Here is a 14,477-nt window from a genome sequence, read left to right on the forward strand (position 1 = left end):
CCTCATAACATCAGCCTCACAAGCCAAGGGGTCATTTACTCACTCAAGACCCAGGGCATAGAAACAAGCTGATGAGGAAACCGTGTGATGGCCGGCAAAACGCTCTACGACAAGCTCTGGGATTCGCATTTGGTCAAGCAGCGCGACGATGGCTCGGCGCTGATCTACATCGACCGTCACATCATCCATGAAGTGACTTCGCCGCAAGCCTTCGAAGGCCTGCGCCTGGCTGGGCGCAAGCCTTGGCGCATCGATGCCAACATCGCCACCCCGGACCACAACGTACCGACCACCCCGGAGCGCAAGGGCGGCATCGAAGCCATTGCCGACCAGGTCTCGCGCCTTCAAGTCCAGACCCTCGACGACAACTGTGATGAATACGGCATCGTTGAATTCAAGATGAACGACGTGCGCCAGGGCATCGTCCATGTCATCGGCCCGGAGCAAGGCGCGACCTTGCCCGGCATGACCGTGGTCTGCGGTGACTCCCATACCTCGACCCACGGCGCATTCGGCGCCTTGGCCCACGGCATCGGCACTTCCGAGGTCGAGCACGTGCTCGCCACCCAGTGCCTGGTCGCCAAGAAAATGAAAAACATGCTGGTGCGCGTCGAGGGCAAGTTGCCGTTCGGCGTGACCGCCAAGGACATCGTCCTGGCCGTGATCGGCAAGATCGGTACCGCCGGCGGTAACGGCCATGCCATCGAGTTCGCCGGCAGCGCGATCCGCGACTTGTCCGTCGAGGGCCGCATGACCATCTGCAACATGTCCATCGAAGCCGGCGCGCGCGTCGGGTTGGTGGCCGCCGATGAAAAAACCGTCGAATACGTCAAGGGCCGTCCGTTCTCGCCCAAAGGCGCGGAGTGGGACATGGCGGTCGAAGCCTGGAAAGACCTGGTCTCTGACCCGGACGCCAAATTCGACACCGGGGTCGAGCTCGATGCGACGCAGATCAAGCCGCAAGTCAGCTGGGGCACTTCGCCGGAAATGGTCCTGGCCGTGGACCAGAACGTGCCGGATCCGGCCAAGGAAACGGACCTGGTCAAGCGCGACTCCATTGTCCGTGCCTTGAAGTACATGGGCTTGAGCGCCAACCAGGCGATCACCGACATTCAGCTCGACCGTGTTTTCATCGGCTCCTGCACCAACTCGCGGATTGAGGACCTGCGTGCCGCGGCGGTCATCGCCAAGGGCCGCAAGGTCGCCTCGACCATCAAACAGGCCATCGTGGTGCCGGGCTCGGGCCTGGTGAAGGCCCAGGCCGAAGCGGAAGGGCTGGACAAGATTTTCCTCGAAGCCGGTTTCGAATGGCGTGAGCCGGGTTGCTCGATGTGCCTGGCAATGAACCCGGACCGCCTGGAGTCGGGCGAGCATTGCGCCTCGACGTCCAACCGAAATTTCGAAGGCCGTCAGGGTGCCGGTGGTCGTACGCACCTGGTTAGCCCGGCGATGGCCGCGGCGGCAGCTGTCAACGGCCGTTTCGTCGACGTCCGCGAATTGATCTGAAGGAGCGCAGCATGAAAGCTTTTACCCAGCACACCGGTCTTGTCGCGCCTTTGGATCGTGCCAATGTCGACACCGACCAGATCATCCCCAAGCAATTCTTGAAATCCATCAAGCGCACCGGCTTCGGCCCGAACCTGTTCGACGAATGGCGCTACCTGGATGTCGGCCAGCCGTACCAGGACAACTCCAAGCGTCCGCTGAACAAGGACTTCGTGCTCAACGCCGAGCGCTACCAAGGCGCCAGCGTGTTGCTGGCCCGTGAGAACTTCGGCTGCGGCTCGAGCCGCGAGCACGCGCCGTGGGCCCTGGAAGAGTACGGTTTCCGCAGCATCATCGCGCCGAGTTACGCCGACATTTTCTTCAACAACAGCTTCAAGAACGGCCTGCTGCCGATCATCCTCAGCGATGCCGAAGTGGACGAGCTGTTCCAGCAGGTCGAGGCCAATCCTGGTTATCAATTGCAGATCGACCTGGCCGCGCAGACGGTGACCCGCCCCGACGGCAAGGTGCTGGGTTTCGAGATCGATGCGTTTCGCAAGCATTGCCTGCTCAATGGCCTGGATGACATCGGCCTGACCTTGCAGGACGGCGAGGCAATTGCCGCGTTCGAGGCCAAGCATCGGGCGAGCCAGCCTTGGTTGTTTCGCGATGCTTGATTGACCTGAGATAGATGTAGTCAGTGCAGGCCCCTTCGCGAGCAGGCTCGCTCCCACTGGGATTGTGGACGCTGCAAGTCCAGTGTGGGAGCGAGCCTGCTCGCGAAGACGGCGGCACTGACACCACAAGGCTATACCCAAAAAGGAAGTCCCCATGACCAGCACCGCCCACAGCCAAGTCGTCCAAAAGCAATTCGGTGAACAGGCCTCGGCCTACCTGAGCAGTGCCGTGCACGCCCAGGGCGCCGAGTTCGCCCTGCTACAGGCCGAGCTGGCCGGTCGTGGCGATGCCCGTGTGCTGGACCTGGGTTGCGGCGCCGGCCATGTGAGTTTCCACGTGGCGCCGCTGGCCGGTGAGGTGGTGGCCTACGATCTGTCCCAGCAGATGCTCGACGTGGTGACGGCGGCTGCCGAGCGTGGCCTGGGCAATATCAGCACGGTCCGTGGCGCCGCCGAGCGGTTGCCGTTCGCCGACGCTGAGTTCGACTTCGTGTTCAGCCGCTATTCGGCGCATCATTGGAGCGACCTCGGCCTGGCATTGCGGGAAGTGCGCCGGGTGCTCAAGCCGGGCGGGGTGGTAGCGTTCATCGATATCCTGTCGCCTGGCACGCCGTTACTGGACACCTACCTGCAAAGCATCGAAGTGCTGCGCGACACCAGCCATGTGCGCGACTATTCGGCCGCCGAATGGTTGCGCCAGATCAGCGAAGCGGGGCTGCACACTCGCAGCACGTCGCGCCAGCGCCTGCGCCTGGAGTACCAGTCCTGGGTCGAGCGCATGCGCACCCCCGAGGTGATGCGTGCGGCGATTCTTGAGCTGCAGCGTTCGATGGGCGACGAAGTGCGTGAATATTTTCAGATTGAGGCCGATGGTTCGTTCAGTACAGATGTGCTGGTGCTGTGGGCCGAGCGATAGGATTTTTACCGGTCGGCCCCAGGGGTTGTGCCGAAAACCGAACAAACGAGGAAAGCATGAGCAAACAGATTCTGATTCTCCCAGGTGACGGCATCGGCCCGGAAATCATGGCCGAGGCGGTCAAGGTCCTGGAGTTGGCGAACGACAAGTACGGCCTGGGCTTCGAACTCAGCCACGACGTCATCGGTGGCGCGGCCATCGACAAGCACGGCGTACCCCTGGCCGATGAAACCCTGGACCGTGCCCGTGCCGCCGATGCCGTGCTGCTGGGCGCCGTGGGCGGCCCGAAATGGGACAAGATCGAACGCGACATCCGCCCGGAGCGCGGCCTTCTGAAGATTCGTGCGCAACTGGGTCTGTTTGGCAACCTGCGTCCGGCGATCCTTTATCCGCAACTGGCCGACGCGTCGAGCCTGAAGCCGGAAATCGTCTCGGGCCTGGACATCCTCATCGTCCGCGAACTGACCGGCGGTATCTACTTCGGCGCCCCGCGCGGCACCCGTGAGCTGGAGAATGGCGAGCGCCAGGCCTACGACACCCTGCCATACAGCGAAAGCGAAATCCGCCGTATCGCCCGGGTCGGCTTCGACATGGCCCGCGTGCGGGGCAAGAAACTGTGCTCGGTGGACAAGGCCAACGTCCTGGCTTCCAGCCAACTGTGGCGCGAAGTGGTCGAGCAGGTGGCCAAGGATTACCCGGACATCGAACTAAGCCACATGTACGTCGACAACGCGGCGATGCAACTGGTGCGTGCGCCGAAGCAGTTCGACGTGATCGTCACCGACAACATGTTCGGCGACATCCTGTCCGACGAAGCGTCAATGCTCACCGGTTCCATCGGCATGCTGCCGTCGGCCTCCCTGGACGCCAACAACAAGGGCATGTACGAGCCGTGCCACGGTTCGGCGCCGGACATCGCCGGGCAGGGCATTGCCAACCCGTTGGCGACCATCCTGTCGGTGTCGATGATGCTGCGCTACAGCTTCAACTTGAACGATGCCGCCGACGCGATCGAAAAAGCCGTCAGCGTGGTCCTGGACCAAGGCTTGCGCACCGGTGATATCTGGTCGCAAGGCTGTACCAAAGTCGGTACGCAGCAAATGGGCGATGCAGTAGTCGCCGCGCTGCGGAATCTGTAATCTTTCGGGCCCACCGCCTCGACGGTGGCCCACTTTTGTATAGGTGTAGTTGCGATGAAACGTGTAGGTCTGATCGGTTGGCGCGGCATGGTCGGTTCCGTGCTCATGCAGCGAATGCTGGAAGAGCAGGATTTCGATCTCATTGAGCCGGTGTTCTTCACCACTTCCAACGTGGGTGGCCAGGGCCCGTCCGTGGGCAAGGACACCGGTGCGCTCAAGGATGCCTACAGCATCGACGAGCTCAAGACCCTCGACGTGATTTTGACCTGCCAGGGCGGCGACTACACCAGCGAAGTCTTCCCGAAACTGCGTGAAGCCGGCTGGCAGGGTTACTGGATCGATGCCGCTTCCAGCCTGCGCATGCAGGACGACGCGGTGATCATCCTCGACCCGGTCAACCGCAAGGTCATCGACCAGCAGCTGGATGCGGGCACCAAGAACTACATCGGCGGCAACTGCACCGTCAGCCTGATGCTGATGGGTCTGGGCGGCCTGTTCGAAGCGGGCCTGGTGGAGTGGATGAGCGCCATGACCTATCAGGCAGCCTCCGGTGGCGGCGCGCAGCACATGCGCGAGCTGATCAAGCAAATGGGCGTGACCCACGGCGCCGTGGCTGACGAGCTGGCGAACCCGGCCAGTGCCATCCTGGACATCGACCGCAAGGTCGCCGAAGCGATGCGCAGCGATGCCTACCCGACCGAGAATTTCGGCGTGCCGCTGGCCGGCAGCCTGATCCCTTGGATCGACAAGGAACTGCCGAACGGCCAGAGCCGTGAAGAATGGAAGGCCCAGGCCGAGACCAACAAGATCCTGGGCCGCTTCAAGAGCCCGATCCCGGTGGACGGCATCTGCGTGCGCATCGGCGCCATGCGTTGCCACAGCCAGGCGCTGACCATCAAGCTGAACAAAGACGTGCCGATCGCCGACATCGAAGGCTTGATCAGCCAGCACAACCCGTGGGTCAAGCTGGTGCCAAACAACCGTGAAACCAGCATGCAGGAGCTGAGCCCGACCAAGGTCAACGGCACCCTGAACGTGCCAGTGGGCCGCTTGCGCAAACTGAACATGGGCTCGCAGTTCGTCGGTGCCTTCACCGTTGGCGACCAACTGTTGTGGGGCGCGGCCGAACCGCTGCGCCGCATGCTGCGGATTTTGCTCGAGCGTTGATCGATTGTCGCTGTGAAAGAACCCGCGCCTTGTAAGAGGTGCGGGTTTTTTATTGGGGCAGTTTTTGGGTGTCTGGACCGGCCCCTTCACGAGCAGGCTCGCTTCCACAGATTTTGTGTTCACTGAAGATCCAATGTGGGAGCGAGCCTGCTCGCGAAGGGGCCAGCACAGTCACCACAAACTTCCCGCCAATTGCCTGCCCACCCACCACCCGGTAAAGTGCCGCTCCCCACGTTTTACCTGAGGTAGACCCATGAGCCAGTCCTTTGATATTGCCGTGATCGGCGCCACCGGTACTGTCGGCGAAACCCTCGTCCAGATTCTTGAAGAGCGCGACTTCCCGATCGGCAACCTGCACCTGTTGGCCAGCAGCGAGTCGGCGGGCAGCTCGGTGATGTTCCGGAGTAAAAACGTGCGGGTGCGCGAGGTCGATGAGTTCGATTTCAGCAAAGTCCAACTGGCGTTTTTCGCGGCCGGGCCGGCGGTCACCCTGAGCTTCGCTCCGCGCGCCACGGCGGCCGGCTGCGCGCTGATCGACCTGTCCGGTGCGCTGCCGGCCGAACAGGCGCCGCAGATCGTACCGGAGGCCAACCCGCACGTGCTGGCGAACCTGTCCAGGCCCGTGCAGGTCAGCAGCCCCAGCCCCTCGGCGACGGTCCTGGCCGTTGCCTTGGCACCGTTGCGCCAATGCCTGGATATCCAGCGCGTGAGCCTGACTGCCAGCCTCGCCGTATCGGCCCAAGGCCGCGTTGCGGTCACTGAATTGGCGCGCCAGACGGCGGAATTGCTCAACGCCCGTCCGCTCGAACCGACGTTCTTCGACCGGCAGATGGCGTTCAACCTGTTGGCCCAGGTGGGTAGTCCCGATGCGCAGGGCCATACCCCACTGGAAAAGCGACTGGTGAGTGAGCTGCGCCAAGTGCTGGAGCAACCTTTGTTAAAGATTTCCGCGACTTGCATTCAAGCCCCGGTGTTTTTTGGCGATAGCTTTAGCGTGACCGTGGAGTCTGCCGGTCCCGTCGACCTGGCGAAGGTCAACGCCGCCCTGGAAGCGGCCCCCGGCATCGAGCTGGTGGAGGCGGGTGATTATCCGACGCCGGTGGGTGATGCGGTGGGGCAGGATGTGGTCTATATCGGTCGTGTGCGCGGCGGCATCGATGATCCGTCGGAGCTGAATATGTGGCTGACGTCGGATAACGTGCGCAAGGGCGCGGCGCTCAACGCGGTGCAGGTGGCTGAGTTGTTGATAAAAGACCTGCTGTAAAAGATACTTGGCAACAATTTGTCGAATGGTTCTAGCTGGGCGCTATGCTTGGCCAGAGTGCTGAAGGCGAACCTCCCTCCCGGGGACTGCCTCGGGCATGAGTGAAACGATCGCGCGCACCGTCGCTTGGGGCTGCGCGCAATGCCTTACGGCAGCGGCATCAACACCTTCTCGCTGGCCGAGGAATGTTCAAACAAAGGAAGAGGCTATGGTTCAAGTTCGCAAACTGGTGTTAGCAATAGCGGCCGCCTCGGCGCTGTCCTCCGGTATGGCGCAAGCGCTCGGGCTGGGGGAATTGACCCTCAAGTCGCCGCCGAACCAGCCTCTGGTGGCCGAGATCGAACTGCTCGATGTCCAGCAACTGACCGCCGCCGAGGTGGTGCCGAGCCTGGCCCCACCTGAAGAATTCGCCAAGGCGGGCATTGACCGCCAAGCCTTTCTCAATGAATTGAGCTTCACACCGGTGATCAACGCCAACGGCAAGAGTGTCCTGCGGGTGACTTCCAGCCGGCCGCTGACCGAACCGATGGTCAAGTTCCTCGTGCAGGTGATGTGGCCCAACGGCCGCTTGCTGCGCGACTACAGCGTACTGCTCGATCCGTCTAAGTTCTCGCCGCAGGCCGCCGACGCCGCTCGGGCGAAGCCGTCCCAGGTGGTGTCTTCGCCGGTCACCGGGGCTACCAAGCCGTCCCAATACACCACGACGCCGCGCGATACCCTATGGGAAATCGCCGCCAAGGTGCGCAACGGTGGTTCGGTGCAGCAAACGATGCTGGCGATCCAGGCGTTGAACCCGAACGCATTCATCGACGGCAACATCAACCTGCTCAAGACCGGCCAGGTGTTGCGCCTGCCCGATCCGGTGCAAAGCACGGCATTGCCGCAGCCCCAGGCCATTGCCGAAGTGGCCGCTCAAAACGCCGCCTGGCGCCAGGGGCGTCGGAGCGGGGCGGGTAACGGACGCCAGCAGGTGGACGCCACCCGGCGTGGCGGTGGCGATAACGCACCGGCCCAGGGCGCGGCTCGCGATAACCTGAGCCTGGTTTCCGCCGAGTCGGCGAAAGCGGGTGCCAAAGGCAAAGGCGCAGCCGGTGATGCCCAGGCCCTGAGTAACCAACTTGCCGTGACTCAGGAAAGCCTCGAATCGGCTCGTCGCGACAATGAAGAACTGAAGAGCCGCATGGCCGATCTTCAGAGCCAGCTGGACAAACTGCAGCGCCTGATCGAGCTGAAGAACAACCAATTGGCGAAAATGCAGGCCGAAGGCGTCGCGGTCCCGCCCACTGGCGAAGCCACCCCGGCGATGTCGGCGGAACTGACCCCCGCGCCAGCGGCACAAGCACCGTCCGCCGCCCCGGCACCCCAGGCCACCCCAGAAGCGACCCCGCCGGTTGAACCGGCGCCGGCCGCAGCCGACGAGAAAAAATACAACGACCTGCTGACCAATCCGATCCTGCTGGGCCTGATTGGCGGCGGTGCGTTGCTCCTCTTGCTGCTGCTCCTGCTGCTCGCTCGTCGCCGCAAGGCCCAGCAGGAAGCCGAGAAACATCTGCGCATGGCCCGAGCCCTCGAGGAGGAGGCCGACTTCTCCCCGGAGCTCGATCTGCCCCCGAGCAGCTTCGAGGGCATTGAAGTACCGCCACCCAGCGTAAAGCTCGAACCCAAGCCAGCCCCCGCGCCAGCCCCTAGGCCTGCCCCGGTGGTTGCGCCCGTGGTCGTCACGCCCCCCATAGCCGCACCGCTGGTAGCGCCGGCCGCGGAGCGTTCGGATGACGTGCTGCCCCAGGCTCAGTCGCACATCGATCGTGGTCGCTTGAATCAGGCCGCCGACCTGCTTGAGCAAGGCATCAAGGCCGAGCCCCAGCGCAGCGACCTGCGCTTGAAGCTGATGGAAGTCTACGGCCAGCAGGGCGACCGCGACGCCTTTGTCGCCCAGGAGCGGCAGTTGGTCGCCAATGGCGACAATTACGCCCAGGTCGAACAGCTCAAGAGCCGTTTCCCGGCCATGGCGGTCGCCGCCGGTGCAGGCCTGGCTGCGGCAGCCGTCGCCGCTGAGTTGGATGCCCAGTACGTCAAGGAGCTGTTGGAAGACAAATCGCCGACCGACGACGAGCTCGACAGCGCTTTTGATCTGAGCCTGGAGGACATGGACACCGCTCCGGTCGCGCCAGCCCCCGAGCCGCTCGCCGAACTGGATGCGTTTCCGCAAGACGATGACCTGAGTTTTGAATCGGTGCTCAAGCAACAGACCGAGGCCAACGAAAGCCTCGACGATCTGTCGGAGTTCGATCTGGACCTGGGCGCGGATGCTCCGGCACCCGCCTTGGCGGATGAAGACTGCCTGCTGGACCTGGACGACGATCTCAAGGGGTTGGACATTCCAGCGGCCGAAACGCCCGCGTTGGATGACACGCCGGCCGACGATCTTGAACTGCCGGCGGATTTCGATCTGTCCCTGGCCGACGAGATGGACGCCCACGATCAGCCTAAGGATGCCTTCGAGTCCGAGCTGGACGATGTCAACGCCGAGCTGGATCGCCTGTCCGACAGCATAGGCCAGCCAACCTTCACTGCTGAAGACGCCCTGGCGACTGCCGACGACGAGCCGGACTTCGATTTCCTCAGCGGCACCGACGAAGTGGCAACCAAGCTCGATCTGGCCCAGGCCTACATCGACATGGGCGACAATGACGGCGCCCGGGATATCCTCGGCGAAGTGCTCAGTGAAGGCGATGCCACGCAGAAAAGCGAAGCGAAGGAGATGTTGTCGCGCCTGGCGTGAGTCAGCGATAAAACAAAAACGGCAGCCGGGGAGGGCTGCCGTTTTTGTTTGCAGGCCTTTTGTAACGTCTGGGCTGGCGCCATCGCGAGCAAGCTCGCTCCCACAAGGATTCGCGGTGAGCGCAGAATCCATGAGCACCCGAGAACCCTGTGGGAGCGAGCTTGCTCGCGATGGCGCCAGTCCATTCCCCACAGTGCCCACCTGTTGCACTAGCATCCCGCCCAGCCGGCTTTATAATGCCCGCCTTTGCGTACCTCAGCAGGCTGTAATTCCTTGGCAAACATAGACAACCCGGCCGCCGAAATGGCGGCCGACGGCTTTTTCCGAATCGCCTTGGGCGTTGAATACAAAGGCTCGCGCTATCGCGGCTGGCAGCGTCAGGCCTCCGGCGTATTAACGGTGCAGGAAACCCTTGAAGACGCGCTGTCCAAAGTCGCCGATTCGCCCGTGTCGCTGCATTGCGCCGGACGAACCGACGCCGGCGTGCATGCCTGCGGCCAGGTGGTGCATTTTGACACCCAAGTCGAGCGCTCGATGAAGGCTTGGGTGATGGGGGCCAATATCAACCTGCCGCACGATGTCAGCGTCAGTTGGGCAAAGGCGATGCCCGCGCATTTCCATGCGCGCTTCAAGGCCATCGCCCGGCGCTATCGCTACGTGATCTACAACGATCAGATCCGCCCAGCGCACCTGAATGAAGAAATCACCTGGAACCACCGTCCGCTGGATGTCGAGCGTATGGCCGAGGCCGCGCAATACCTGGTCGGCGTCCATGATTTCAGCGCTTTTCGCGCGGGGCAGTGCCAGGCCAAGTCGCCGATCAAGGAACTGCATCACCTGCGCGTGACCCGTCACGGCAAGATGATCGTGCTTGATATCCGCGCCAGCGCCTTTCTGCACCACATGGTGCGCAACATCGCCGGTGTGCTGATGACCATCGGCGCGGGTGAGCGGCCGGTGGAATGGGTCAAGGAAGTGCTCGAAAGCCGCATTCGCCGCTCGGGAGGCGTGACCGCGCACCCGTTTGGCCTGTACCTGGTCCAGGTTGAATATCACGACGAATTCGAGTTGCCTGAGCGTTACATCGGGCCACATTTCCTCACGGGGTTCTCGGAACTCGACGGCTGACGCCCTCCGCTGCATTTGTTACCATCCGGGACTTCCACGGATTTGCCTGAGGTTTTATCCACCATGTCGGTCGTTCGCAGCAAGATATGCGGAATCACCCGAGTCGAAGACGCCTTGGCGGCGGTCGACACCGGTGCGGACGCCATCGGCCTCGTGTTCTACGCCAAGAGCCCACGGGCGGTGACGGTGCAGCAGGCACGAGCGATCATTCAGGCGTTGCCACCCTTCGTCACGCCGGTCGGCCTGTTCGTCAATGCGAGTCGTTGCGAGCTGGGCGAAATCCTCGATGCGGTGCCGCTGGCCTTCCTGCAGTTCCATGGCGACGAGACACCCACCGATTGCGAGGGTTGGCATCGACCGTACATCAAGGCGTTGCGGGTCAAGGCCGGCGACGACATCGCCGCCAGTTGCAAAGCCTTTTCCGGGGCCAGCGGTATCTTGCTGGACACCTACGTGGAGGGCGTTCCGGGAGGGACCGGTGAAGCGTTCGACTGGACGTTGGTGCCGCAGGGCCTGGACAAGCCGATCATCCTCGCCGGTGGCCTGACGGCGGACAACGTGGCTGACGCCATCGCCCAGGTTCGACCCTACGCGGTGGACGTCAGTGGCGGGGTGGAGCAGGCCAGGGGCATCAAGGACCCGGCGAAGATCCGGGCATTCATGGCGGCTGTGCGCAGCGGCCAGTCGTCAATGTGACGGCTGGCAGACTGCCGCCGTCCATACCTGCACTGTTCAAAGCAGGCAGGCGCCGCCTACGGGTGGGCCGATAGCGTAGTGGCAATCGCAGTGCAGCGCTTGCCGGGATGGCGGGGGATGGTTGGGCTGGGCGCAGGTCATGTTTCGCACTGACCGCGACGATCCTCGTTCCTCGCCGCACAATGAATTTGAGCTCAAGGGCATACGCGGGGCCGCGAACCAGAGCGTTCGGGCCGCCGGTACTGGAGAAAGAAGCATGAGCAACTGGTTGGTAGACAAACTGATCCCTTCGATCATGCGTTCCGAGGTGAAGAAAAGCTCGGTGCCTGAAGGTCTGTGGCACAAATGTCCATCCTGCGAAGCGGTGCTGTACCGTCCCGAGCTGGAAAAGACCCTGGACGTTTGCCCCAAGTGCAACCACCACATGCGCATCGGCGCGCGTGCCCGTATCGATATCTTCCTGGACGCCGAAGGCCGTGTTGAGCTGGGTGCCGACCTGGAGCCCGTGGACCGCCTTAAATTCCGCGACGGCAAGAAATACAAGGATCGCCTGACCGCTGCCCAGAAGCAGACCGGTGAAAAAGACGCCCTGGTTTCCATGAGCGGCACCCTGTTGGGCATGCCGGTGGTGGTGTCGGCCTTTGAATTCTCGTTCATGGGCGGTTCCATGGGCGCCATCGTCGGCGAGCGCTTCGTTCGCGCCGCCAACTACGCCCTGGAAAACCGGTGCCCGATGATCTGCTTCGCCGCCTCCGGTGGCGCGCGGATGCAGGAGGCCCTGATCTCGCTGATGCAAATGGCCAAGACCTCCGCGGTACTGGCGCGCTTGCGTGAAGAAGGCATTCCGTTCATCTCGGTGCTGACCGATCCGGTCTACGGCGGTGTTTCCGCCAGTCTGGCGATGCTGGGCGACGTCATCGTCGGCGAGCCGAAAGCCCTGATCGGCTTCGCCGGTCCGCGTGTGATCGAGCAGACCGTGCGTGAAAAGCTGCCGGAAGGTTTCCAGCGCAGCGAATTCCTGCTGGAACATGGCGCGATCGACATGATCATTCACCGCCAGGAGCTGCGTCCGCGCCTGGGTAATCTGCTGGCGCAACTGATGGGCCTGCCGACGCCGACCTTCGTCGCCACGCCAATCGAGCCGATCGTGGTTCCGCCGGCGCCTGCTGGCCTATGACCGAACGTACCCTGGGCGACTGGCTTGCCTACCTCGAGCAGTTGCATCCATCGGCCATCGACATGGGGCTGGAGCGCTCGCAAGCGGTAGCGTCCCGCATGGGACTGGCCAAGCCGGCGCCTCGGGTCATCACGGTTACCGGCACCAACGGCAAGGGGTCGACCTGCGCCTTTCTGGCCTCGCTGCTGCGGGCCCAGGGATTAAGTGTCGGCGTCTACAGTTCGCCGCACCTGCTGCGCTACAACGAGCGGGTGCAGGTCAACGGTGTCGAAGCTTCCGACGCCGATCTGTGTGAAGCCTTCGCGGCGGTGGAAGCCGGGCGGGGCGAGACTTCCCTGACCTATTTCGAGATGGGCACGCTCGCGGCGTTCTGGCTGTTCGCCCGTGCCGGCCTGGATGCGGTCGTGCTGGAAGTCGGCCTGGGTGGTCGCCTGGATACCGTCAATCTCGTGGACGCGGACATCGCGCTGGTCACCAGTATTGGCGTGGATCACGCCGATTACCTGGGCGATACCCGCGAGTCCGTGGCTTTCGAGAAGGCCGGCATTTTTCGCCAGGGCGCGCCGGCACTCTGCGGCGATCTCGATCCGCCGCAGCCGTTGCTGGATAAAGTGCGCGAGCTGGGCTGCCCGTTCTTCCTGCGTGGGCGGGACTTCGACCTGGCCATGACGGAGCGGCACTGGCAATGGCGTGGCAGCGATGCTCGGGGCAACCCGGTGGAGCTGCGTGACCTGCCGCAGCTGGACTTGCCAATGGAGAACGCCGCGCTGGCACTGCAGGCCTACCTGCTGCTCGGGCTGCCGTGGGACACCGGACGGATTATCCAGGCACTGCAGGCGACTCGCGTTGTCGGTCGTCTTGATCGCCGCTCGATCGATTGGCAAGGCAAGCGCCTCAACGTGCTCTTGGATGTCGGTCACAACCCCCACGCGGCGCAGTACCTGGCTGAACGCCTGGCGCGTCGACCCGTGGCGGGCAAGCGGCTGGCGGTGTTTGGCCTGCTGTCGGACAAGGACCTGGATGGCGTTGTCGATGCGTTGGATGCTAGTGTCCAGCACTGGGCCGTGACGCCACTGGATTCGCCGCGTTCGCGTCCGGCCAGCGAGTTGCAGACGGTGTTGCAGCATCGTGGCGCTTCGGTGGAAGCTTATGGCAGCGTGGCCGACGCGCTGGAAGGGCAGTGCGCCCTGGCGACGGCAGACGACGAGATTCTGTTGTTCGGATCATTTTATTGCGTTGCCGAGGCCCTTCAATGGTTGGCCCGGCGCTCCACGGAGGAAGCTGCAGATGGCATTGCTGGATAAGGCTTACAAGCAGCGCATGGTCGGGGCCCTGGTGTTGGTGGCCCTGGCGGTGATCTTCCTGCCGATGCTGTTTTCCCGGCAGGACGAGCAGCGCCAGGTCACGGTTGATGCGCCGGCCGCGCCCCAAGCGCCTGCGGTGCCACCCGTGCAAGTCGAGCCCGTGCCAGTGCCCGAGCCGCAGGCACTGCCCCAGGAGCCGGTGCCGAGCGACGCGGAATTGGCTGAACAATCCGCCGCGCCTACCGCGCCGGTCGGGTCCACGCCGACAGCGCCCGCATCTGCCGCTGCCGCGCCTGCCCCGGCGGCACCCGCCAAGCCTGCTGTAGCGCCAACGCCCATCCCGGCGACGCCGGCGATCAAACCGGCGCCAAGCCAGCCGATCACCGCGGCCCCCAAGCCAGACACCACCCAGAGCCGCGTCGATGCCAACGGCCTGTCGGTGAGTTGGTCGGTGCAACTGGCCAGCCTGACCAGTCGCGAAAGCGCGGAAAAACTGCAGAAAAGCCTGCGCAGCCAGGGCTACAACGCCTATATCCGTTCCGCCGATGGCAAGAATCGGGTCTTTGTCGGTCCGTTGATCGAGCGTGCCGAGGCCGACCGTCTGCGCGACTTGCTCAATCGCCAGCAGAACCTCAAGGGTTTTGTGGTTCGCTTCCAGCCAGAGCGCGGTTGACAGCCATTTAGCCGATTTGAATCACGCAGCTTACCGACAGCCCTGCGCTCTGCTAAAATGCGCCGCCTT

12 protein-coding genes are annotated in these 14,477 nt (G+C 63.3%); all 12 read left to right on the plus strand.

The features are described 5' to 3' along the window. Window positions 1-87 precede the first annotated feature (87 nt). A complete protein-coding gene (gene leuC / locus J3P90_RS08390; protein ID WP_434676103.1) occupies window positions 88-1,506 on the plus strand; it encodes a 3-isopropylmalate dehydratase large subunit in 1,419 nt (472 codons plus the stop codon). An 11-nt stretch (window positions 1,507-1,517) separates the two neighbouring features. Further along, entirely contained in the window at window positions 1,518-2,162 is a 645-nt protein-coding gene (leuD, locus tag J3P90_RS08395) for a 3-isopropylmalate dehydratase small subunit (protein WP_030142033.1), read from the plus strand. A 154-nt stretch (window positions 2,163-2,316) separates the two neighbouring features. Next, the gene (locus J3P90_RS08400; RefSeq protein WP_434676104.1) at window positions 2,317-3,078 is read left to right on the plus strand and encodes a class I SAM-dependent methyltransferase; all 762 of its coding nucleotides are present in this window, start codon (window positions 2,317-2,319) and stop codon (window positions 3,076-3,078) included. Window positions 3,079-3,134: 56 nt separating this feature from the next. Further along, window positions 3,135-4,217, plus strand: coding sequence for a 3-isopropylmalate dehydrogenase (leuB, locus tag J3P90_RS08405; RefSeq protein ID WP_063320312.1), 1,083 nt, complete (start codon window positions 3,135-3,137; stop codon window positions 4,215-4,217). A gap of 54 nt (window positions 4,218-4,271) precedes the next feature. Further along, window positions 4,272-5,384, plus strand: coding sequence for an aspartate-semialdehyde dehydrogenase (gene asd / locus J3P90_RS08410; protein WP_420765686.1), 1,113 nt, complete (start codon window positions 4,272-4,274; stop codon window positions 5,382-5,384). Window positions 5,385-5,637: 253 nt separating this feature from the next. Further along, entirely contained in the window at window positions 5,638-6,648 is a 1,011-nt protein-coding gene (locus tag J3P90_RS08415) for an aspartate-semialdehyde dehydrogenase (RefSeq protein WP_420765687.1), read from the plus strand. A 208-nt stretch (window positions 6,649-6,856) separates the two neighbouring features. Then, window positions 6,857-9,430, plus strand: coding sequence for a FimV/HubP family polar landmark protein (locus J3P90_RS08420; protein WP_434676105.1), 2,574 nt, complete (start codon window positions 6,857-6,859; stop codon window positions 9,428-9,430). A 303-nt stretch (window positions 9,431-9,733) separates the two neighbouring features. Continuing rightward, on the plus strand, window positions 9,734-10,558 hold the full coding sequence (truA, locus tag J3P90_RS08425; RefSeq protein WP_434564131.1) for a tRNA pseudouridine(38-40) synthase TruA: 825 nt from the start codon (window positions 9,734-9,736) through the stop codon (window positions 10,556-10,558). 63 nt (window positions 10,559-10,621) lie between these two features. Next, a complete protein-coding gene (locus J3P90_RS08430; protein WP_434676106.1) occupies window positions 10,622-11,254 on the plus strand; it encodes a phosphoribosylanthranilate isomerase in 633 nt (210 codons plus the stop codon). Between the two features lie 256 nt (window positions 11,255-11,510). Continuing rightward, a complete protein-coding gene (gene accD, locus J3P90_RS08435) occupies window positions 11,511-12,431 on the plus strand; it encodes an acetyl-CoA carboxylase, carboxyltransferase subunit beta (RefSeq protein WP_420765690.1) in 921 nt (306 codons plus the stop codon). Then, the gene (folC, locus tag J3P90_RS08440) at window positions 12,428-13,735 is read left to right on the plus strand and encodes a bifunctional tetrahydrofolate synthase/dihydrofolate synthase (RefSeq protein WP_434676107.1); all 1,308 of its coding nucleotides are present in this window, start codon (window positions 12,428-12,430) and stop codon (window positions 13,733-13,735) included. Before accD ends, folC begins: the two co-directional genes overlap by 4 nt. Then, window positions 13,719-14,408, plus strand: coding sequence for an SPOR domain-containing protein (locus tag J3P90_RS08445; protein ID WP_434559811.1), 690 nt, complete (start codon window positions 13,719-13,721; stop codon window positions 14,406-14,408). Before folC ends, J3P90_RS08445 begins: the two co-directional genes overlap by 17 nt. The last annotated feature ends 69 nt before the right edge of the window (window positions 14,409-14,477 follow it).

Source organism: Pseudomonas sp. D3-10 (assembly GCF_051132175.1).
GTDB lineage: Bacteria > Pseudomonadota > Gammaproteobacteria > Pseudomonadales > Pseudomonadaceae > Aquipseudomonas.